25 protein-coding genes are annotated in these 20656 nt (G+C 67.2%); 11 read left to right on the forward strand and 14 right to left on the reverse strand.

Features of this window, described 5'->3' with window-relative positions:
• The first annotated feature begins 56 nt into the window (after nucleotides 1-56).
• The 7 genes from A9X01_RS10085 to A9X01_RS10115 are packed head-to-tail and all read left to right on the forward strand — an operon-like array spanning nucleotide 57 to nucleotide 6040.
• Nucleotides 57-1310, forward strand: coding sequence for a virulence factor Mce family protein (locus A9X01_RS10085; RefSeq protein ID WP_065120622.1), 1254 nt, complete (start codon nucleotides 57-59; stop codon nucleotides 1308-1310).
• Nucleotides 1307-2449, forward strand: a complete 1143-nt coding sequence (locus A9X01_RS10090; protein ID WP_065120623.1) for a virulence factor Mce family protein — start codon at nucleotides 1307-1309, stop codon at nucleotides 2447-2449. The genes A9X01_RS10085 and A9X01_RS10090 overlap by 4 nt, the downstream gene beginning before the upstream one ends.
• Nucleotides 2450-3895 carry an MCE family protein gene (locus A9X01_RS10095; protein WP_065120624.1) on the forward strand — a complete coding sequence of 482 codons (1446 nt, stop codon included), beginning with the start codon at nucleotides 2450-2452 and terminating at the stop codon, nucleotides 3893-3895.
• Nucleotides 3896-3905: 10 nt separating this feature from the next.
• On the forward strand, nucleotides 3906-4499 hold the full coding sequence (locus tag A9X01_RS10100) for an Rv1363c family protein (RefSeq protein ID WP_436405254.1): 594 nt from the start codon (nucleotides 3906-3908) through the stop codon (nucleotides 4497-4499).
• A 35-nt stretch (nucleotides 4500-4534) separates the two neighbouring features.
• Nucleotides 4535-5017 carry a hypothetical protein gene (locus tag A9X01_RS10105; protein ID WP_081282302.1) on the forward strand — a complete coding sequence of 161 codons (483 nt, stop codon included), beginning with the start codon at nucleotides 4535-4537 and terminating at the stop codon, nucleotides 5015-5017.
• A 9-nt stretch (nucleotides 5018-5026) separates the two neighbouring features.
• Nucleotides 5027-5377, forward strand: a complete 351-nt coding sequence (locus A9X01_RS10110; protein WP_065120626.1) for a DUF732 domain-containing protein — start codon at nucleotides 5027-5029, stop codon at nucleotides 5375-5377.
• Nucleotides 5378-5386: 9 nt separating this feature from the next.
• Nucleotides 5387-6040 (forward strand): CAP domain-containing protein, encoded by a 654-nt coding sequence (locus A9X01_RS10115; protein WP_065120627.1) that lies wholly within the window; start codon nucleotides 5387-5389, stop codon nucleotides 6038-6040.
• Between the two features lie 8 nt (nucleotides 6041-6048).
• Here the strand turns inward: A9X01_RS10115 and A9X01_RS10120 are convergent, their stop codons facing one another.
• The 4 genes from A9X01_RS10120 to A9X01_RS10135 all read right to left on the reverse strand — a co-directional run bounded on the left by A9X01_RS10120 (nucleotide 6049) and on the right by A9X01_RS10135 (nucleotide 8437).
• Entirely contained in the window at nucleotides 6049-7011 is a 963-nt protein-coding gene (locus A9X01_RS10120; protein ID WP_065120628.1) for an NAD(P)H-dependent flavin oxidoreductase, read from the reverse strand.
• Entirely contained in the window at nucleotides 7001-7411 is a 411-nt protein-coding gene (locus tag A9X01_RS10125; protein WP_065120629.1) for an NYN domain-containing protein, read from the reverse strand. Before A9X01_RS10125 ends, A9X01_RS10120 begins: the two co-directional genes overlap by 11 nt.
• Before the next feature lie 6 nt (nucleotides 7412-7417).
• Entirely contained in the window at nucleotides 7418-7678 is a 261-nt protein-coding gene (locus A9X01_RS10130) for a hypothetical protein (RefSeq protein WP_065120630.1), read from the reverse strand.
• 90 nt (nucleotides 7679-7768) lie between these two features.
• A complete protein-coding gene (locus A9X01_RS10135) occupies nucleotides 7769-8437 on the reverse strand; it encodes a PE family protein (RefSeq protein WP_301336929.1) in 669 nt (222 codons plus the stop codon).
• 286 nt (nucleotides 8438-8723) lie between these two features.
• Here A9X01_RS10135 and A9X01_RS10140 point away from each other — a divergent pair, with 286 nt between their 5' ends.
• Nucleotides 8724-9059 carry a PE domain-containing protein gene (locus A9X01_RS10140; protein WP_065120632.1) on the forward strand — a complete coding sequence of 112 codons (336 nt, stop codon included), beginning with the start codon at nucleotides 8724-8726 and terminating at the stop codon, nucleotides 9057-9059.
• 23 nt (nucleotides 9060-9082) lie between these two features.
• Here the strand turns inward: A9X01_RS10140 and A9X01_RS10145 are convergent, their stop codons facing one another.
• Entirely contained in the window at nucleotides 9083-9766 is a 684-nt protein-coding gene (locus A9X01_RS10145; RefSeq protein ID WP_065120633.1) for a response regulator, read from the reverse strand.
• The gene (locus A9X01_RS10150; protein ID WP_253849044.1) at nucleotides 9748-11433 is read right to left on the reverse strand and encodes a sensor histidine kinase; all 1686 of its coding nucleotides are present in this window, start codon (nucleotides 11431-11433) and stop codon (nucleotides 9748-9750) included. The genes A9X01_RS10145 and A9X01_RS10150 overlap by 19 nt, the downstream gene beginning before the upstream one ends.
• Before the next feature lie 76 nt (nucleotides 11434-11509).
• On the opposite strand from A9X01_RS10150, the gene A9X01_RS10155 reads away from it, so the two are divergent.
• Entirely contained in the window at nucleotides 11510-12415 is a 906-nt protein-coding gene (locus tag A9X01_RS10155) for an NAD-dependent epimerase/dehydratase family protein (RefSeq protein WP_065120634.1), read from the forward strand.
• Nucleotide 12416: 1 nt separating this feature from the next.
• On the opposite strand, the gene A9X01_RS10160 is transcribed toward A9X01_RS10155, so the two are convergent.
• The 3 genes from A9X01_RS10160 to A9X01_RS10170 are packed head-to-tail and all read right to left on the reverse strand — an operon-like array spanning nucleotide 12417 to nucleotide 14477.
• Nucleotides 12417-13238: an alpha/beta fold hydrolase gene (locus A9X01_RS10160; protein WP_065120635.1), complete on the reverse strand. Its 822-nt coding sequence runs from the start codon at nucleotides 13236-13238 to the stop codon at nucleotides 12417-12419.
• A gap of 41 nt (nucleotides 13239-13279) precedes the next feature.
• Nucleotides 13280-14056 carry an SDR family NAD(P)-dependent oxidoreductase gene (locus A9X01_RS10165; protein ID WP_065120636.1) on the reverse strand — a complete coding sequence of 259 codons (777 nt, stop codon included), beginning with the start codon at nucleotides 14054-14056 and terminating at the stop codon, nucleotides 13280-13282.
• Nucleotides 14046-14477 carry a tautomerase family protein gene (locus tag A9X01_RS10170; RefSeq protein WP_065120637.1) on the reverse strand — a complete coding sequence of 144 codons (432 nt, stop codon included), beginning with the start codon at nucleotides 14475-14477 and terminating at the stop codon, nucleotides 14046-14048. The genes A9X01_RS10165 and A9X01_RS10170 overlap by 11 nt, the downstream gene beginning before the upstream one ends.
• 121 nt (nucleotides 14478-14598) lie before the next feature.
• Between A9X01_RS10170 and A9X01_RS10175 the strand changes: the two genes are divergently transcribed.
• Nucleotides 14599-15432 carry a hypothetical protein gene (locus A9X01_RS10175; protein ID WP_065120638.1) on the forward strand — a complete coding sequence of 278 codons (834 nt, stop codon included), beginning with the start codon at nucleotides 14599-14601 and terminating at the stop codon, nucleotides 15430-15432.
• Nucleotides 15433-15488: 56 nt separating this feature from the next.
• Nucleotides 15489-16157 (forward strand): hypothetical protein, encoded by a 669-nt coding sequence (locus A9X01_RS10180; RefSeq protein ID WP_436405256.1) that lies wholly within the window; start codon nucleotides 15489-15491, stop codon nucleotides 16155-16157.
• A 62-nt stretch (nucleotides 16158-16219) separates the two neighbouring features.
• Here A9X01_RS10180 and A9X01_RS10185 read toward each other — a convergent pair whose 3' ends face one another.
• The 5 genes from A9X01_RS10185 to A9X01_RS10205 all read right to left on the reverse strand — a co-directional run bounded on the left by A9X01_RS10185 (nucleotide 16220) and on the right by A9X01_RS10205 (nucleotide 20633).
• Complete coding sequence (locus A9X01_RS10185) at nucleotides 16220-16489, reverse strand: hypothetical protein (RefSeq protein ID WP_065120640.1); 270 nt, start codon at nucleotides 16487-16489, stop codon at nucleotides 16220-16222.
• Nucleotides 16490-16585: 96 nt separating this feature from the next.
• A complete protein-coding gene (locus A9X01_RS10190; protein WP_065120641.1) occupies nucleotides 16586-18010 on the reverse strand; it encodes an amino acid permease in 1425 nt (474 codons plus the stop codon).
• Between the two features lie 71 nt (nucleotides 18011-18081).
• Entirely contained in the window at nucleotides 18082-18351 is a 270-nt protein-coding gene (locus A9X01_RS10195; protein ID WP_065120642.1) for an EF-Tu/IF-2/RF-3 family GTPase, read from the reverse strand.
• 107 nt (nucleotides 18352-18458) lie between these two features.
• Nucleotides 18459-19694, reverse strand: a complete 1236-nt coding sequence (locus A9X01_RS10200; RefSeq protein ID WP_065120643.1) for a TetR/AcrR family transcriptional regulator — start codon at nucleotides 19692-19694, stop codon at nucleotides 18459-18461.
• Between the two features lie 45 nt (nucleotides 19695-19739).
• A complete protein-coding gene (locus A9X01_RS10205) occupies nucleotides 19740-20633 on the reverse strand; it encodes a haloalkane dehalogenase (protein WP_065120671.1) in 894 nt (297 codons plus the stop codon).
• Nucleotides 20634-20656 lie beyond the last annotated feature (23 nt).

Genomic DNA, 20656 nt, shown 5'->3' on the forward strand with positions numbered 1-20656 from the left:
CCCCCCGGTGCCCCACCACCCGGGCCGCCGGCCTCGCTGACGCCGGGAGGTCAACCGTGACAAGGCAACTCAGGCGGCGTCGGTCCCTGCTGGCGACCATCCTGACCCTGGTGCTGGTGACCGGGGTGATCGTCGCAATGCGCAGTGCCGACGAGACCGCCCGAACCGTCGTGATCGCCTACTTCGAGAACAGCAACGGTGTCTTCGCCGGTGATGATGTCCGCATCCGTGGGGTGCCGGTCGGCAAGATCACCAAGATCGAGCCGCAACCGCTGCGGTCCAAGATCACGTTCTGGTTCGATCGCAAGCACAAGGTTCCGGCCAACGCCAACGCGGCGATTCTGTCGCCGCAACTCGTCACCGGCCGCGCCATCCAGTTGACCCCGCCGTATTCCGGTGGGCCCACCCTGGCCGACGGGGCGGTGATTCCGCAGGAACGCACGGTGGTTCCGGTGGAGTGGGACGACCTCCGCACCCAACTGCAGCGACTCACCGAACTGCTCAAGCCCACCCAGCCGGGCGGCGTCAGCACCCTGGGTGCCCTGATCAACACCGCCGCCGACAACCTGCGCGGCCAGGGCACCACCATCCGCGACACCATCGTCAAACTCTCTCAAGCGGTTTCGGCGCTCGCCGACCACAGCAACGACATCTTCACCACCGTGCGGAACCTGTCGACTCTGGTGGGCGCCCTGCACGACAGCGCCGATCTGCTCGAACAGCTCAACCACAACCTGGCCGCGGTCTCCTCGGTGCTGGCCGACGACCCCACCAAAGTCGCGCAGGCGGCCGAGGACCTCAATGCCGTGGTCGACGACGTGCAGAGCTTCACGGCGGACAACCGCGAGGCGATCGGCACGGCATCGGACAAACTCACGTCCATCACCAGGGTGCTGGTGTCCAGCCTCGACGACCTCAAGCAGACCCTGCACATCAGCCCGACGGTACTGCAGAACTTCAACAACATCTTCGAACCGGCCAACGGCTCACTGACCGGAGCGCTGGCCGGCGCCAACATGGCCAACCCAATCGCCTTCTTGTGCGGCGCGATTCAAGCCGCCTCGCGGCTGGGCGGCGAGGAAGCGGCGAAGCTCTGCGTGCAGTACATGGCGCCGATCGTGAAGAACCGTCAGTACAACTTCCCGCCGATCGGTGAGAACCTCTTCGTCGGGGCACAGGCCCGACCCAACGAAGTCACCTACAGCGAAAATTGGATGCGGCCGGACTTCGTTCCGCCGGCCACGAACACACCGGTGGACCCCGGGGCAGGCCTGCGTGGCCTGATGATTCCCCCGGGAGCGGGCTCATGAACATCTGCCGCCTGCTGGTGAGCCTGGTGATGATCGTGACGGCGGCGTCCGGCTGCGGCTGGCGGGGGCTGAACTCGCTGCCTCTGCCCGGTACCGAAGGCAACGGCCCGGGCTCCTTTCTGATCCAGGCACAGATGCCGGACGTCAACAACATTCAGGCCAACTCGCGGGTCCGGGTCGCCGACGTGACGGTCGGCCACGTGACCAAGATCGAGCGGCAGGGCTGGCACGCCCTGGTCACCATGCGGCTCAACGGCGACGTGGATCTGCCGGCCAACGCCACCGCCAAGATCGGCACCACCAGCCTGCTCGGCTCCTACCACATCGAGCTGGGCGCACCGAAAGGTGAAGCGGCGCAGGGCAGGTTGCGCGACGGATCGGTCATTGCGCTGGCGCGCGGGGGCGCCTACCCGAGCACCGAACAGACGCTGGCCGCGCTGTCACTGGTGCTCAACGGCGGCGGGCTGGGCCAGTTGCAGGACATCACCGAAGCATTGAGCACCGCGTTCCGCGGGCGCGAACACGATCTGCGCAGTTTGATCGGCGAGCTGGACAAGTTCGCCGCCTACCTCAACGACCAGTCCGGTGACATCATCGCCGCCACCGACAGCCTCAATCGCCTCGTCGGCAAGTTCGCCGCACAACAACCGGTGCTGGACCGGGCGCTGGCAACCATCCCCGACGCGCTCACGGCGCTCGACGGGGAGCGGGACAAACTGGTCGAGGCCGCCGACAAACTCAGCAAATTCGCGGCCCTGACGGTCGACTCGGTCACCAGGACCAAAGCGAACCTGGTCAAAGAGCTGACCGAGATCGGGCCGGTGCTCGAGTCGCTGGCCAACGCCGGGCCCAGCCTCACCCGGTCGCTGTCGCTGTTGGGCACCTTTCCCTTCCCCAACGAGACATTCGAGAACTTCCAGCGCGGCGACTATGCCAACCTCACCGCCATCGTCGACCTCACGCTGAGCCGAATCGACCAGGGCCTGTTCACCGGAACACGGTGGGAGTGTCACCTGACTCAGCTCGAACTGCAGTGGGGGCGCACCATCGGCCAGTTCCCCAGTCCCTGCACCGCCGGATACCGTGGTACTTCGGGGAACCCGCTGACCACTGCCTACCACTGGGATCAGGGGCCCTAGATGCTGCATCTACCGCGCCGGGTCTTCATTCAGCTGACCGTGTTCACCGTGATCGCGGTCGGCGTGCTTGCGGTGACCTTCCTGCACTTCGTCAAGCTGCCGGCGATGCTGTTCGGGGTCGGGCGCTACACAGTGACGGTGCAGCTGGCCGAAGCCGGCGGCCTGTACGGCACCGGGAACGTCACCTACCGCGGCTTCGAGGTGGGCCGGGTGGAATCGGTGCGGCTGGCCGACATCGACGCCGGCGCAGGCACCCGCACCGGAGTCATCGCGGTGCTGTCCCTCAAGTCGGGCATCGACATCCCATCCGACCTGCGGGCCGAGGTCCACAGCCATACCGCGATCGGCGAATCGTATCTAGACCTGTTGCCCCGCAACGCCACATCACGGCCATTGCGGGACGGTGACGTGATCACGCTGGCCGACACCTCGGTGCCGCCCGACATCAACGCCCTACTCAGCGCGGCGAATACGGCCCTCGCGGCGATCCCGCGCGAGAACCTGAAAACCGTCGTCGACGAGTCCTACACCGCGGTGGCCGGGCTCGGACCGGAGCTATCCCGGCTGGTGCTGGGCTCGTCGAAACTGGCGATCGATGCGCGCCAAAACCTTGACCCCTTGGTGGCGCTGATCGACCGCGCGCCAGCGGTGCTCGATTCCCAGACACGCAGCTCCGACGAGATCGCCTCATGGGCGGCACATCTGGCCACGGTCACCGCCGAACTGCAGACGCACGACCCGGCCGTGGCGGCCGTCATCGATCGGGGCGGCCCGGCACTGGGGGAGGTGCGTGAGCTGACTGAGCGCCTGCAGCCCACCCTGCCGATCCTGCTGGCCAACCTGGTCAGCGTCGGACAGGTCGCGCTGACTTACCAGAATGACATCGAGCAGCTGTTGGTGGTATTCCCGATGGCGATCAGCGCCGAGCAGGCCGGGATCTTGGCCAACCTGAACACCAAGCAGGCATACCGGGGCCAGTACCTGAGTTTCAACCTCAATCTCAATCTGCCGCCGCCGTGCACGACGGGATTCCTTCCCCCGCAACAACAACGCGTCCCTACCTTCGAGGACTACCCGGCGCGCCCGGCCGGCGACCTGTATTGCCGGGTGCCGCAGGACTCGCCGCTCAACGTGCGCGGCGCCCGGAACATCCCCTGCGAAACGGTGCCGGGTAAACGCGCGCCGACCGTGAAACTGTGCGAGAGCGATGAACCGTACGTGCCCCTCAACGACGGGTTCAACTGGAAGGGCGACCCGAATGCGACCCTGTCCGGGCAAGACATCCCCCAGTTGCCGCCCGCACCGCCCATCCCGGCAGCCGAGTACGACCCGGCCACCGGCACCTTCATCGGGCCCGACGGGCGGCGCTACACCCAATCTGACCTGGCGCAGACAGCGCCGAAAGACAAGACATGGCAGACGATGCTGCTGCCGCCGGGCAGCTGAGGGAGGACCTGTGTCGGTGTCAACCGAAACCGAAACCGAAACCGAAACCGAAACCGATGTCGAGGCCGAATCCGAAGTCGAATCGGACCTTGCTGCGGACATCCCCGCACCCGGGACGGCAGCAAAACAACCCCGTCGGGCCATCGCGTTCGGGCTGGCCGCCGTAACCGCGTTGGCGACACTGTTGTGCTGGTTCGGCTTTCGCGTCGACCAGAACCAGCAGGAGCTGTCTCAGCGCACTCAGTTCCTGCAGGTTGCGCGGCAGGCCGCGCTGAATCTGACGACCATCGACTGGCGACACGCCGACGCCGATGTACGCCGGATACTGGACGGCGCGACCGGAGAGTTCCACAACGACTTCGCCAAGCGGTCACAGCCGTTCATCGAAGTACTGCGGGAAGCCAAGGCCAGCACGGTCGGCACCATCACGGAGGCGGCGCTGGAATCGCAGACCGCGGATACCGCGCAGGCGCTCGTCGTCGTCTCCGTGCAGACCTCCAATGCCGGTACACCAGAACCGGTTCCGCGAGTGTGGCGAATGCGGATCACGGTCCAACGGAGCGGCGCCGGGGTCAAGGTCGCCAACGTCGGGTTCGTGGCATGATTGCCGGCGCGCTAAAAGCTATGCGACCAAACGGCATTCGCTGGCCGAAGGTGATCGGCTACGCGCTGCTGCCCGTCCTGGCCCTGTCCCTGACGGGCGCCACGGCCGCGCTGAAGTGGCGGGACGGCTCCGAGCGCGACGCCGCAGTTGCCCGCGTCGAGTCGGTTCAGGCCGCCACGCAGGCGACCATCGCCCTGCTGTCGTACCGGCCCGACACCGTCCAGCGGGATCTCGAGGCCGCGCGGGGCCGGTTGACCGGGGCGTTCCTCAACGCCTACACCCAGTTGACCCACGACGTGGTGATCCCGGGCGCACAGCAGAAGCAGATCTCGGCGGTTGCCACCGTGCCGGCCGCCGGGGCGGTTTCAACTTCGGCGAGTCACGCCGTTGTGCTGTTGTTCGTCAACCAGACCATCGTGGTCGGCCAGGACCCTCCGACCAGCACCGCATCCAACGTGCGGGTCACCCTGGACCGCATCGACGGACGCTGGCTCATCTCACAATTCGACCCGATTTGAGCCGTACCGATGCCACGCCGACGCCACCGAACCGGAAAGCCCATAGGCGCCGGGATTGTGGCCGGCGCACTGCTTTTCGGGGCAGCAGCGCCCGGCGCGCACGCCGATACGGTCGCCTATCTGGTCAATGTGACCGTGCGACCCGGGTACAACTTCGCCAGTGCCGACGCAGCGTTGAGTTACGGACATGCCCTGTGTGACAAGGTAGCTCAGGGCCGCAGGTATGCCCAAGTCCTCGGTGACATCGAGTCCGACTTCGCGACCGCGGATGAGTATCAGGCCTCGTATCTGCTCAGTCAGGCGGTCAACGAACTCTGCCCGGCATTGATCTGGCAGCTGCGCAAGTCAGCGGCCAGCTAGGGAGATACCATGCGATGCTTGCTGTTTGGCCTACCCACCACGCTGACCGTGGGCGCAGTGATGGGATTACCCGCTGCACACGCCGACAACAAACGGCTCAACGACAGCGTTGTGGCCAACATCTACACCGTGCAGCACCAGGCCGGCTGCACCAACGACGTCAGGATCAGCCCGCCGCTGCAACTGGCCGCCCAATGGCACGCCGCCGACCTGCTGAGCCACCGCGACCTCGGCGGCGACAACGGGTCCGACGGATCCATGCCGCAAGACCGGGCGGCGGCCGCCGGTTTCCGCGGCCGGGTGGCCGAAACGGTGGCAATCAATCCCGCCGTGGCCATCAGCGGCGTCGAAATCCTCAACCAGTGGTATTACCAGCCCGCGTATTTCGCGATCATGTCGAACTGCGACAACAGCCAGGTCGGGGTGTGGTCGGAGAACAGCCCGGACCGCACGGTGGTGGTGGCCGTCTACGGACAGCCGGACGGCGCCGCCCCAGCGCCGCCGAGCACCACGAAGCCGCCCGCCGTGGTGGCCATGCCGGAGAACGTTCCGCTCGACCCCAGCCCCGACTACGACGCAACGGACGAGGTCGAGTACGCCATCAGTTGGTTCCCGTGGATCCTGCGGGGCGGATACCCACCACCGGCGATGCCGCCGCAGTGATGCAGGGCCTACCCGTCGCCGCCGGCCAACCGCTCGGCGGTGGCAGCCAGTATTTGCCGGCAACCGGCCCACATGCGCGCGATGATGTCGGCGGCCGGCGGCAGGTCCTCGATGCGGCCGGCCACCTGACCGGTGTTGGCGACGCTGGCATCCATGTCACCATCGAAGTACAGCCGCTGCACCCGCTGCAAAGCGGCACCGCCCTCTTCGAAAGAGGCTGAGGCATCCAGCTTTTCGGCAGCACGGGTGCGGATGACCCGCATCATCCGCCGGCCGTCCAGGGGCAGCAGCACGGTGGACGTCTCGTCCGCCCGCACCACCGCCTGCTTGAGGTTGCCGTGCACGGGGGAGTCCGCGGATGCCAACAGGCGAGTACCCATCTGGACGCCGTCCGCACCGAGCACGAACGCGGCGGCCATGGACCGGGCGTCGCAGATACCGCCCGCCGCGACAATCGGCACGTCGACATGAGCCGCCACCAACGGCAGCAGCACCATGGTCGAGGCCCCGAACCGGTTTTTGAACCCGCCCCCTTCAACACCTTCGACCACCAGGCCGTCCACGCCGGCGTCGACGGCCTTCCTGGCGGCGGAGAGGGTGCCCACCACGTGGAACACGGTGATGCCGGCGTCGTGCAGCCGCGCGGTGAACAGTCTCGGGTCGCCGGCCGAAGTGGTGACGAAACGAATGTCGTTGGCTACCAACAGGTCCACCACGGCCGGGTCCCGGTTGAACAGCAGCGCGATGTTCGCCCCGACCGGCCGGTCGGTGAGCTCGTGCACCCGTTGCACGTCGGCGCGGCCCTGCTCGGACGTGGTCTCGATGATGCCCAACGCACCCGCATTGGATACCGCCGCGGCGAGTTGGGCGCCGGCGATATAGGTCATCGGTGCCTGGATGATCGGGATTTCGACCCGCGCCAGCGCGCAGAGCCGGTTGGTCCCGGGGGTCGGGGGCCGGTCAATCGCCATGCCGGCCTCCGGGTTTGGGGTTGCGTGGATCGACGAGGTCGCGAAAGCCTTCGGCGCGGTGCACGGCGGCGCCGAGGCTGCGGACCCGCTCGGTCAACACCCGATCCGAGGTCACCACCCGGATTTCGCCCGGCGCGGGGTCGTCCCGCACCATCCGGACGATCTCGTCATCGGCAGAGTTGGCGGCCGCCCGCGGCGCATACGCCACCTGGATCACCGATGAGCGCAGGGGAGTCGCGAGTGGCCGCTCGAACACCACCGTGACCCGCTCCGCCTCACCGCCGGAAGCCGCCCACGCGTCAAGACGTTCCACCAGCGTCGCCATCGCGCGCCGGCGGTCCTTCCACCAGCCGTCCGGGCGGCTGCCGATCACGTTCATGCCGTCGACGATCCAGCGCACGACCGTTCAGAACCACCGGCGCCTGCGGGACCGCTGCGCGTGCCGCTGCACGGCGGCCTCCTCCAGCACCCCGAGCGCGTTGATGACCTCGAGCTGGGACAGGATGAGCAACCCGTTGAGCTGCTTGAGTCGTTCGGGGTTGTTCTGGATCGCTTCCTGGTCGTCGACATAGATCTGCAGGAAGTCGCGCAGCGCCTTGCTGCCGGTCATCCGCTCGGGGACCTTCATCTGCCGCAGGATCGAGGCCATGTCGGGCTCATCGGTCACAGAACCGCTCCTTCACGATCGAGTGTCAGCGTTAGCGTAGGAGACCGCGCCCGCGCGGGCCGCGATCTGGGGCGGACACCCGAGGGTCGATCAGAGCAGACGCCCGAGGTATTGGCGGTCCTGCAGGTCCTCGCGATCCTGGCGATCTTCGCGCGAACTGTCGTCCGACTCATCGGGCGCGGTGGCCGACGCCAGACTCGGTTTCGAGGCACCGCCGGCCGACGAACCGGCTCCCATCCCGCTGCCCAGCGGGGCCGCGCCGCTCGTCGCCGCCGACCCGGCGTTCGCGGCGGCGGAGGTGACCGAGGATGTCGACGCTTCGGCGGCTCCGGCGACCAGAGGATTGCTTGCCGCCGCGGCGAGTTCGCTCTGTAATGCGGCCGCACCGAGTCCGGCGCCACCGCTGGACGCCGACGCCGACGCCGAGCCAAGCCGGGACATCGGGTTCGCACTGAACAACAGGGCGCCGGCGGCGTTGTCATCGGATTCGCCGTACATCCGGGCAATGTCGGTCAACGCACTCCCGGTGCGCATCAGCTCCTCTTGGGCGGCCGTGTTCGACGCCAGCATGGTCGCGGCCTCTTGCGCGAACGCCAGCACTGCCTGGGCAGAGACCTCTTCGCCACCAGCCGGGACAAGCCCGCTCAACACCGACATCGCCGCCGTCGAGCCGGCGCTGATGCCCTGGCTACCGATGTCGACCAGCTGCGAGCCGATGTCGCCCGCCGCTGGGTTGTGGGACATGGAGTCCATTGCCATCTGCGTCTTGCTCCTTGTATGTGACCGCACCTTCTGCCGGAACCTCCGTTCCGACCGGCGCTGGACAACACATCAATTCTAAGGTCTGTTGCGCGTGCCAGATGCACCTTTTCCCTCGCATGAGCACAATGCGCAAAACTACGAAATCGTCGCTTACTCCGACTATCGCATAGAAGCGCGACGGGTCCCGGACTGCGCCATACGTTGATTCTCAACGCATCACGCGAAGCACGGCGTCAATGATCGGCCGCCGCCGGACAACTCGCGAAAACGAGGGAGTACACACATGGAACCCATGACTTTTCACCCCGTCGTCGCCGACCTCGGCGCGCAGGTAGTGCACCTCGGCGGCGCCGCTCTCGAAGCCGGTGACCGCGCGTCGCTGTCCGTGACCGGCCTGCCCCCGGCAGGGGCGGACGAGGTGTCCGCACTGGCTTCGACCGCCTTCCAGAACGAAGCGGCCTCGCTGCTGCGACTGCACGCGGCGGCCCAGCAGGAACTGATGCGCGCGGGTACGGCATTCATCGAGATCGCGCAAACATACATTGACGTCGACGAATCGGCGGCACGCGCGGTGGTGTTCAGTGCGCTGCCGATGTCGGCTCGTTGGTCGGCGGCCTAACCACGGCGGGCCGGGTCCGCGGGTCAGCGCGTAGGGCGCACGGCCGGCTCGGGCGCCGCGGCGAATTCCTGTTCGGGCCGTCCCGTGGTCCCGTACCGCAACCCAACCGTGAGTTCGCCGGTGGTCGCCAGCGCGGCCAGGTAGCGCTGCGCGGTCGCCCTGGAGATGCCGATCGCGCCGGCGACCTGCGCCGCCGACATCGGTGCCGGCGCGGCTTGCAATGCCTGTAGGACGAGCTTCTTGGTGGGGGACGCCACGGGGGGCGCGGACTGCGCCGGAGCGACTTTGGGGCGTAGTGCATCCAGCGCGGAGTCCACGTCGGCGGCGCTGAGGTTGGGGCTGGACAGGATCTTGCGGTAGCGCGAGTACCCCGCCAGCCGGGCGGCCAGCTCGGTGGTCGCGAACGGCTTCACCAGATAGCTGAGTGCCCCGGCTGCCAGCGCGGCGCGGATCGTGTCGGCCTCGGTGGCCGCGGTCAGCACCATGCTGTCGCCGCGCAGTTCACGCACGAAGTCGACACCGGAGCCGTCCGGCAGGTAGACGTCGACCAACGCGAGGTCCACCGGCTCGGCGTCCCGCGCCGCCGCGAGCGTGTTCGCGGTGGCGACCACCGTGAACCCCGGCATGGCTTCGACGATTCCCGCGTGCATGTTGGCGACGCGGAAATCGTCATCGACCACCAGCACGGTCAGGTCTGCGCTGCCCATTGCTCCTCCTCGGCCATCACACCCGGAAGCCGGGCGATGAACTCGGCACCGGTCAGCCCGCGCGATGCGGTCGGGTCGCCCGGACTCGACAACCAGAGCTCGCCGCCGAGTGCGCGGCTGATCTGGCGGGACAACGCCAGCCCGATGCCGCGGCCGCCCGGGATTCCGGAGTCCGGCTTCGTGGAGGTGCCTTCGGTGAACAACAGGTCCACGAAGTCAGCCGGCACCCCGTCGCCGCTATCGGCGACGGTGACGTGCAGGGTCGAATCCTGTTGCAGCAGCTCTACTTCCACCGCCTTTGTGCCGTTGCCGCCGATCCGGGCCGCATCGATCGCGTTGTCGATCAAGTTGCCCACCACCGTGGTGACGTCCACCGGAAGTTCGAGCCGACCCGACACCCAGGTGTTCTCGCCGACCTTCAGCGTGACGCCAGCCTCGCGGGCCGCAGCGGCCTTCGCCGCCAGGAATGCCTGCAGGTGGGTATCGCGGATGGCGTCGAGGCCGGGCACCGTCACACCCAGCGGACCGGCACCGAGCAATTCCTCCAGGTACGTCAGGCCCTCCTCGAGGTGCCCGGTGTGCAACAGCCCGTTGAGCAGGTGCAGCCGGTTGGCGAACTCGTGGCGCTGGGCGCGCAACGCGGTGCTCATCACTTGTACCGCGTCGAGTTGCCGGGTCAGCGACTCGACATCGGTGCGGTCGCGTACCACCAGCACGGTGCCCAGCTCGCGGCCCTCCCGCTGCACCTTGCGCGCCGACACCACCACGATCCGATGGCCCACGGTGGCCAGCGTCGGCGCGGCGTCAGCGGCGTGGAACACATCGAGAACCCTTGGTGTCAAACCGATCTCGTCGATCCGGCGACCCAGCCGGCTACCGATTTCGAGCAACCGGCACGCCTCGTCGTTGACGAAGGTGATGCTGCCGGTCTCGTCGGCGGCCAGCACACCCTCGCCGATCCCGTGCAGCACCGCCGCCTGGGTGCGAACCAGCTCGGCCATCTCGGCCGGCCGCAACCCCAGGGTCATGCCGCGCCACCGCCGCGCCAGTGCCACCGAGCCGACCACACCGATCAGCAGGGCCGCGCCGCCCAGCGGGGCCAGCACCCGCAGGTTCTTGGAGAACTGTTCGTCGAACTCCTTGGTGGAGATGCCGACGCTGACCATGCCCAGCACCCGGTTCGTACCAGGTTCCAGCACAGGCACTTTCGCGACGATCGACCGGCCCAGGGTGCCGGATTGATGAAGCACTTGCTCGTGCCCGGCCAACGCCTGCGCGGGATCGGTGCTCACCTTGCGGCCCAGTTCGTCGCGATGGGGGTGGGCCAGGCGTACCCCTTGGGTGTTGGTGATGACCACGAACAGCACGTGGGTGCGCTGCTCGACGCGGGAGGCGACGGTCTGCAGCGGGCCGGCCGCCAGCTGCGACACCGTGGCGGGATCGGGAGTGATCGCAGCGTCGTCATACCGGGCGATGTTGTTCAGCACGGTGGGGGATGAGGCCACGACGCGGGCGATGTCCATGGCGTGCACACCGTATTGCAGGTCCAGCCGGTGCCGGTTGAACTCGGCAAACAGCACGAACGCGACGATCAGCGTCAGCGTGACCAGCACCAGCTGCAACAACAGCACCCGGCTGGCGAGCCGCATGTCGATGCGACCGGGCATGCCGGGACACTACCACGCGGCGATGAGCAGAATGCGCAAAACTAGCAAGCGATCGTGTTCCGCCTACGATCAGCGCATGCGCGACTCCAAGATCCTGATCACGGGCGTGACCGGCCAGGTCGCCGCCCCGGTTGCCCTGGCCCTGGCGGCCGACAACGAAGTGTGGGGCGTTGCCCGGTTCACCGACTCCGCGACCCGCAGCACCCTCGAGCAGTCCGGGGTGCGCTGCGCGGCGGTCAACCTGGCCGCCGGCGACTTCACCGGCCTGCCCGCCGACTTCGACTACGTACTGAATCTGGCGGTGGCGAAAAGCGGCAAGTGGGACAGGGATCTGGCCGCCAACGCCGAATCGGTCGGGTTGCTGATGGCGCATTGCCGGGATGCGAAGGCTTTCCTGCACTGCTCGTCGGCGGCGGTCTACGACCCGCCGGACGACGCGCTGCGCGCCGAAAGCGCTGCGCTCGGGGACAACCACAAACCGTTGTTTCCCACCTACTCGATCTCCAAGATCGCCGGCGAGGCGGTGGCCCGGTCGACCGCGCGGGTGTTGGGATTACCCACCATCATCGCGCGGTTGAACGTGCCCTACGGGGACAACGGCGGCTGGCCGTTCTACCACATGGAGATGATGCTCGGCGGCATCCCGATTCCGGTACCGCCCGGGGAACCGGCCCGCTACAACCCGATCCACCAGGACGACATCATCGCCACCATCCCGAAACTGCTTGCGGCCGCGTCGGTTCCGGCGACCACCGTGAACTGGGCCGGCAACCAGATCGTCAGCATCCAGGAGTGGTGTGGCTATCTGGGCACGCTGGTCGGCCGCGAGCCGGTGTTCAGCGAGAGCGCCCAGGCGTTGCGCGGCAATCCCGTCGACGTCACCCGGTTGCACGAACTCATCGGTGGCGGCAGCACGGTGGACTGGCAGGACGGGTTGCGGCGGATGGCCGCGAAATATCACCCGGACCTGGTCAGCGCGTAGCTCACAAGTAGTTCAGCAGCCGTTCGGCGAACACCGCGGGGTGTTCCCGGTGCATGAAGTGGCCGCCCGGTACTTCTTCGACGGTGTATTCGCCGTCGAATACCCGGGCGGCGAACCGATAGTCGGCCGGTTCGGCGATCGGGTCATCGAGACCGGCGAAAACCACCGTGGGCACCGTGATCCGCGCCTTCAGCGACGCGGACGGCACCGGGGACAGTTTGCGGTAATACCCGAACGCCGCGTTCAGGCTGGCCGGGTTCGCGAAGCTGGCGCGCACCGCGTCGAACTCGCCGGGCTCGGGCGTCCAGGTGGGCGACCATCGACGGTAGATCTCCGGCAATGCGGCAAAATCATTGCGCGCGAATCGCTTTGGCGCGCCGGGCAACTTGTAGGCGGCGAAATGTCGCACGCCCCAGATCTTTCTCAGCGTCGGCTTGAGCGCGGCGGGGTGGGGGATGCCGATCACGAGCAGCTTCCGCACCCGGTCAGGGCGCAAACCCGCGGCACCGTAGGCGGCCGAGGCTCCCCAGTCATGCCCGATCAGGATGGCCTCCGTGGCACCCAGCGCGTCGATCAACGCCAACGGGTCGCGGGCCAGCGTCTCCTGGTCGGGATCGCGGTCCGGAATCGCACTCGGGTGGTATCCACGCATGAACGGACTGACCGCGTGGTACCCCTTCGCGGCGATCCGCGGTCGCAGGTGATCCCACGAATGAGCGGTATCCGGAAACCCGTGCAGCATCAGCACCAGCGGCCCGGAACCCTCCTCGAGATAGGCGAAGCGCAGCCCGTTGGCGTCGACGTAGCTGATCTCATCGGCCATGACGGGGACGCTACGCCACTAGGGGGCGCAGCGGGTCCGCATCACATCACCGCGCCTCCATTGACCCCGAGCACCTGGCCGGTGATGAAACTCGCCTCCGGCGAGCACAGGAAGCCGACCGCAGCCGCGATGTCATCGGCCGAGCCCATGCGACCCACTGGAATTCGCTTCGCCAATTGATCGGGCGCACCGAGTCGGCCCTCGGCCTGCCACTGCCGCGACATCGGCGTGTCGATACTGGACGGTGGGACGTTGTTGACCGTGATCCCGTGCGGCGCATACTCGCTGGCGAGCGATTTCGTCAGGGTGATGACCGCACCCTTGGCGGCGGCGTAGTGGGCCATATTCGCCGAGCCCCGCTGCGCGCTCGACGAGGACACCATCACGATCCTGCCCCACCCCGCGGCGACCATGTCCGGCAGTGCGACCTGACAGCAGTGAAAGGTCCCCGTCAGGTTGATGTCGATGATCTCGGCCCACGACTCGACGGTGATGTCGGCGAAGGGCGCAAACGCCGCCTTGCCCGCACTGGTCACCAGGACGGCGACGGAACCCAGCTCGGCTCGTACCGCACCGAACGCCGCCTCGACGCCGGGCCGGTCCCGTACGTCGACCTCGATACCCGTTGCGGTGATACCGTTTTCACCCAGCTCCGCGGCGACCCGCCGGGCGGCGCCGCCGTCGATATCGAGCACCGCGACCCGGTGACCGCGGCGGCCGAGCTCATGACAGATGGCCTCGCCGATTCCCGACGCGCCACCGGTAACCGCCGCCACCCGATCCTGCACCGACAACCCGGTACCCCCTTCAAGACTCATCCGTCAGATCCTGCACATCGCGGCGGTATACGACGCTGCCGGCACCCGCCCAATTACCTTCCGGCACCTCGTGGATCAATGTCCACACGTGGTATGCGCGCGGACCCACCGGGTCGATGTCCGCCGCCGCGCAGACCGCTGCATGTACATCGGCGGCCAGCTGCTCCTTACCCGCCGTCGACAACGCCGCGTCGAACGCCGTCACATCAACCCGGAACCGGGGTTCGCCGGGATGCCGCCCGCCGACCAACTGCGCCTCAGGGTCGGTCGGGTGCAGATAGACCACGGTGTTGTCCCGCAGGAACGGGGTGTCCGGCGCGCGTTCGGCGCGCAGCAGCGCCGTGACCAGTTCGTCGGCCAGCGTCCGTAACGCGTCATCACGAATCGATCCGCGCACGTACGTCAGATCGATCATCGGCACTTGGCGAGCGTAACCGCTGTGTCGATCGGCTTTTCCGCGGCCGCGCCGCGATAGTGTTACGCCCGGCAAACCCCGGTGGCGATGCGGTGCCGCGTTGGCCGGCCCGCGGGGAGGAGAGCGGATGGCAGCCGTCGCCCCCACCCGCGCCGCGGCGCACCGCGGACTCTGGCCGCGCCTGGTGGGCGGCGCCGCGCTTGTCGTCCTCGGTGTGTGCGCGGCCGGCGTGCTGGTGACCGCGCCCCGCCCGACCACCGGCAGCCTGGCCACGCGCACCAACTGGGTGCTGGCGACCGCGCTGCCGGTGAGTACCGATTTCCCGCAGGACTGGGGTTATTCGTTGACCGGACGGCTGGAGCGCCCCGAGACGGCGCCCGTATCCAGGACCGTCTCCAAAGCGTCGGGTCCGCAAAGCCAGGGTCCGGTCGCCGCGCTGTATGCCCCGGACACCTGCAGGGATATCCCCGCCGTCCTCGACCACGGCGGTTCCGCGCTGGCTGCCTTCGTGCACGTGGACCGGTACGCCCAATTGTTCGTCCAGGACGCTCCGCCGGCCGATGCCGCAGCTACCGGGGAGTCGCATGAGCACGGCCCCAACGCCCGCTTCGCGATCTGGGTCGTCGAGGACGGTCCGGGGCAGATCGCACAGTACTCGGACTGGCTGGACCGTTGCGGCTCATACCAAGTCACCAATCACTTTCTGGACGGCGAGGTCAAGAACCGGCGCGAGGTGACCACGTCGGTAGAGGCGCGTTCGGCCGAGGGCGCCGACGCAGCGGTCGCGGTGACCCGCACATTCAAGCCGATCGCCGGGCGTGACCCGGCGTCGACTTACCACGTCGAGTACTACGCCGTGCGTGGCGTGCTGCTGGAGTGCACGATCTACCTGGAAGGCGACGAACTCGGCCGGGCGAAGCAGATCGCGGCACGCACGCTGCAAAGGTTGCGTGCGTTGTGAATTCGCGAACTCCCTGGTTGGTCACCGGCGCGCTGTGCGTCATCGCGGCGGCGGCGGTGCTGGTTTCGGTCCCGGCCGTGCTCAAATCCGAACGCCATCAAGATAATTCGAGCCAGGGCGCACTGGCCCCGAACCTCGCCGCACTCAACGATCGGCAGCTGGCCGATCTGCTGCCCAAGGAGCAGGACTTCCCGGCCTCCTGGACGGTCAGCGAAATCAAGCAACTCTCGGATACGTTCGGTTACTTCAGGTATCACGTCGACGACGAGGGCCTGGGCATCAACCCGGTGGAGTGCTTCTCGGTGCTCGGCGTGGCATCCACCGGCGCCTTCGATGCGGCCGAGGTCTTCGGACATGACCGCGCCGATCCGCCGGAGGTCGCCGCCCGCAGGGACATTCGACTGATGATCGGCCGGGAGTTCGACTCCGCGGGGTTCGACGCATTCACCGGTCAGGTTTCACGGTGCCTGCAGTTCAGCAGTGCCGCCGCGGGCAGCTACACCGTTCGTATCCTCGAGGACACGCGCGCCGGCGGCGGGCCGCAACGGTTCCGCTATTCGGTCACCACCACAATCGGCACCGACCCGTCCGACGAAACGCGTACCGACTACTACTCCTACGCGCGCACCTCGGGATTGATCCTGACCGGCGCGGCCAGCACCGGCCACCAACAAGCCTTCGACGCACTGTTCGACAGCACGCTGAGCCGGATCGTCAACCGCTGAGGCCGGCTCTCAAACGGGAAATGGTTCCGAACCCGAGGGTCCGGAACCATCCCAGCGATCGATCAGAGCCGGTCTGAATCGGCGCCCTTGTAGTAGCGAGTCAGGAATCCGGTCGCGCCGATGGCCGCGGCGATTCCGACCACGGCGGTGAACACCAGGCTGAAAGCCATCGACCCGGCGAACCAGCCGAACGTCATGGCGATGTAGACCATCCAGAGCAGCCGGAAGAAGGACGCGGCGGCCAGGACGGCCAGGCTGATGCCGATCCAGAGGCTGCGCTGCCGGTCGACACGGTTGATCTGCTGTTCGATGCCGGCGGGGACGATGTTCATGGTGTTGCCTTCCTCTCGTGGGGCGCCGCCTCGTTGGCGTCGTCGTTGCGCCAACTACACATCCGCCGCACGGCTACCGATCCCAACCCTGGCGCCTCATACCTGTCCAGCCGGGCGATTCATCTCGTCCTGGAACATCCGGTACCGCTCGGCGCGGCCGGGTCTGCGCCGAACGATCAACCAGCCCGCAGCCAACAGCACAAACCACGCCGGGAACCACATCATCCCGACTGCTGTGTCCGGCTCGGTGGACAGCGTCCAGATCACGAAGCCGAAGAACGCCAATATCGCCCAGCACATCGCGACGCCGCCGGGCATCTTGTAGATCGATTCGGTGTGCCGCCCGGCATGCCGCCGACGATAGACGAGGTAACTGATCACGATCATCGTCCAGATGAACATGAACAGCAGCGAGGCGACGGTGGTGACGACGGTGAAGACATCCATCACCGAGCCGCCGAAGTAGAGCAGCGGGATCGCGACCAGCAGCAGTGGGGCGGTCAACAGCACTGCGGTCCCCGGCACCCCGCCGCGGTTGAGCCGCCTGAATAGCGCTGGGGCGCTGCCTTCGTCAGCAAGACCGAAAAGCATTCGCCCAGTAGAGAATACGCCGGAATTGGCCGATGAAGCCGCCGACGTGATCACGACGAAGTTCACGATCGACGCGGCGGCGCCGAGGCCGGCCAGGGCGAACATGGTCACAAAGGGCGATTCACCACTGGCGACCTTCCGCCACGGCACCACCGCCAGAATCGCCAGCAGCGCACCGATATAGAAAATTGCGATGCGCATCGGAACAGCGTTGATCGCCCGGGGAAGAGTGCGTCGGGGGTCGGCTGTTTCGGCCGCGGCGGTGCCGACGAGTTCCACCCCCACGAAGGCGAAGAAGGCGATCTGGAAACCGCCGACCAGGCCCATGACTCCGGTCGCGAAGAATCCACCGCCCGTCCAAAGGTTCCCGACCGTCGCGAGGTCACCGGCGGGGGAGACGAACCCGATGGTCACCAGGACCACCCCGACCACGATCAGTCCGAGGATCGCGATTATCTTGATCAACGCGAACCAGAACTCGATCTCCCCGAAGTTGCGGACGCTGAACAGATTGATGAGCACCACCAGCAGCACGGTGACCAACGCCGGTAACCACAACGCGATGTCGGGCCACCAGAACCGCGAATAGCCCACAATCGCAACGATCTCACCGATGCCGGTGACCACCCAGGCAAACCAGTAGGACCATCCGACGAAGAATCCCGCCGCCGGACCCAACAGGTCGGCGGCGAAGTCGACGAAGGACTTGTAGTTGAGGTTGGACAGCAGCAGTTCGCCCATCGCGCGCAGCACGAAGAATATGAAGAATCCGATCACGGCGTAGACCACGACGACCGCTGGGCCCGCCTGGGTGATCGTGCGTCCCGACCCCATGAACAAGCCGGTGCCGATCGCACCGCCGATCGCAATCAACTGTATTTGGCGGTTGGACAGCTCCCTGTGCAGATGGGGGACACCGCCGGTCGCCATGGGACGACAATAGAGGTCGCGTCGGGCAATTCAACCGCTTCGCCCAGCCCCGCCCCCCAGGTCTTCTCCGGCTAGGCCAGGAAGGCACCCGACGAGGTGATGACGTCGCCGGCGGCCAGGTCGTCCCTTTTCAGTTTGGACAACAGGATGCCGATGTTGTCGCCGGTGGTCGCGGTGTCCACCTTCTTCCGGAATTGCTCGATGGCGTCCACCCGCACCGAAGGCCCGTCGTTGATGCGTACCTGATCACCGACGCGCAACTCTCCGTACTCCACCCGGCCGGTGGCCACCGCACCGCGGCCGCGGATGACGAATACGTCCTGCACGGTCATGCGAAACATGCGCCAACGCTACTCCGACCCAAGGGCTGGTCCGCGAGGGCACGCAGGTCACCACCCCTGCGCGAGCAGACGTAAAAGTCCGCGACACGCCGTGCGTGTGCGGACTTTTACGTCTGCTCGCGCGTCACGGCCCTGCCTAGGAGGGTGATCTCCATCAGCCGGCGCAGCACGGCATACGCGCCCTGGTCCGCATCCGGCCCGGACAACCGGCCGATATCCACGGCAAGGGCGAACGCCGCGTGCACGGCGTACCGGGCCCGGCCCATCGTCAGCTCCGGCCGGGCGGCCACGGCGAGCCGGGCCCAGCTTTCGACGGTGGACCGCTGGATGTTGTACAGCATCACCGCATCGGCCTCCGGAAGGTTGTGCCGCTCGGTGAAATACACGTGGGCCAGTTCGGGGTAGGCCAGCGACCGCGCGACGTAGGCGTCGATGAGCCCAGTCAGCGCCGCCTCGGGATCGCTGTTGAGGGCCAGCACGGTGGACAGGTCACCGGACTGTTGATCCGCGGCCCGCCGATAGGCGACACCCAGGATGTCCGCCTTACCCGGGAAGTACTGATAGATGCCGGCCACCGGGATGCCGACCGCGGCCGCGATGTCCTCCATGCTGGTCTCGCGGTAGCCGCGCTCGTGGAACAGCCGCATCGACTCGTGCAGCAGCAGCTCGTAACTGCCCGCGGATCTCGTGATCGCCTGTGGCCGTGGCGGTTTGACTGCACCGACGGGCCCGGTGGGGAGCTCGGCGGACAGCAGCGCGGTGGTGATGTCGGTCAGCGTGGCGCGAATCTCGCCGGTGGCGAGGCGGGAGCGGTGATCGGTGATGCTGCCGATCACGCTCAGGGTCGCCGCCGACAGCGTCCAGCGCTGGCGTGGGGTCAGCTCCGGCCGAATCGCCATCAGCGGCCGCTGCAGGCGCCGGTTGGCCACCTTGATCTGGTTCGCCAGCGCTTGTTGGTCATCGCCGTGCAGATAGCGGCCTTCCCAGCGGTACAGCCCACCGGCGGTGCGGTTGACGATCGTGATGTCGATCAGGGCACGGATCAGTGCCCGCAGTGTCTGCTCGGGGTCCGCGTCGGCGGGCAACCCGTCGACGAATGCCGTGGCGTCCACCAGATTTTGACCGAGTGCCAGCACGGCATCCCGAAAAAGTTCGTACTTGCCTTGGGAGTGCCGGTACAGTGCCGCGGCCGAGATCCCAACGCGCGCCGCGATGTTTTCCATGCTGACCGCGTGGTAGCCGAGCTCGCTGAACGCGTCGGCCGCGGCCCGCGCGATCTGGGCCTTGCGGTCCTTCGGGCGCCGCTTCACCTGATCCGTGGGCGGGCGGCTGGCCGGGGGCATAGAGATCACCGTAGCGGCGCGGCGACCCCGGGCAATTCTGGCCCGCTAGTTGAGCCGGCTGAGCAGCTCGGCGGCGAGTTGTTCGCCCCGGTCCTCCTGCAGGAAATGCGCCGCCCCTTCGATGCGCACCTGCTCGCCGGCGGTGGGGATCAGCTGACAGAACAGCTCGCCGGACTTCGGGTAGGGGAATACCGGGTCGCTGTCCGAAAAGGCAACCAGCGCAGGCTTATTCCAGCGGGAGAGCTGATCGGTGATCTCCAGCATCCGGGCGGCGCCCGGCGCGTCTTCTTCGATGGGGACCAGCAACGGGAACTGGGCGGCGCCGGCCTTGGACTCGGGGGTGGGGAACGGCGCGTCGTAGGCGGCGACGATCTCGTCGGGCAGCTCGGTCGTGGTGGCGCTCTGAATCACGAAGCCCACCGGCAGGTCCGGATTCTTCTCGGCGAAGTTGCGCCAGGCCATGAAACCCTTGGACACCCGACCGGTGAACAGGCCGGTGTTCATCACCATCAAGGCGCCCACCTGTGGCTCGTGCTCGACCGCCCAGCGCAGCCCGATCGGGCCACCCCAGTCCTGGACGACGACGGTGGCTTGCTCCAGCTCGAGAGCGCCGAGCACCTTGGCGACCAATTCGCTGTGCCGGTCGAAGCTGTACCAGCGCCGGTCGGTCGGTTTGTCGGACCGTCCGAAGCCCGCGTAGTCGGGAACGATGACCCGGCGCCCGGCGGCGACCAGCGGCGGCAACATCTTCCGGTAGAGAAAGGCCCACGACGGCTCGCCGTGGAAACACACGACCGGTGACCCATCCATAGGCCCTTCGTCCAGATAGTGCATTCGCAGGCCGTCGACCTCGAGGTAGTGCGGGGTGAAGTCGTATCCGGGGAGGTTCTCGAATCGTGCATCGGGAGTGCGAAACACCTCTGGGGCGGGGGAATTCATAGCGGCGATCTCCATTCGACGTG

This window comes from Mycobacterium asiaticum (assembly GCF_001668675.1).
Taxonomy (GTDB): domain Bacteria; phylum Actinomycetota; class Actinomycetes; order Mycobacteriales; family Mycobacteriaceae; genus Mycobacterium; species Mycobacterium asiaticum_D.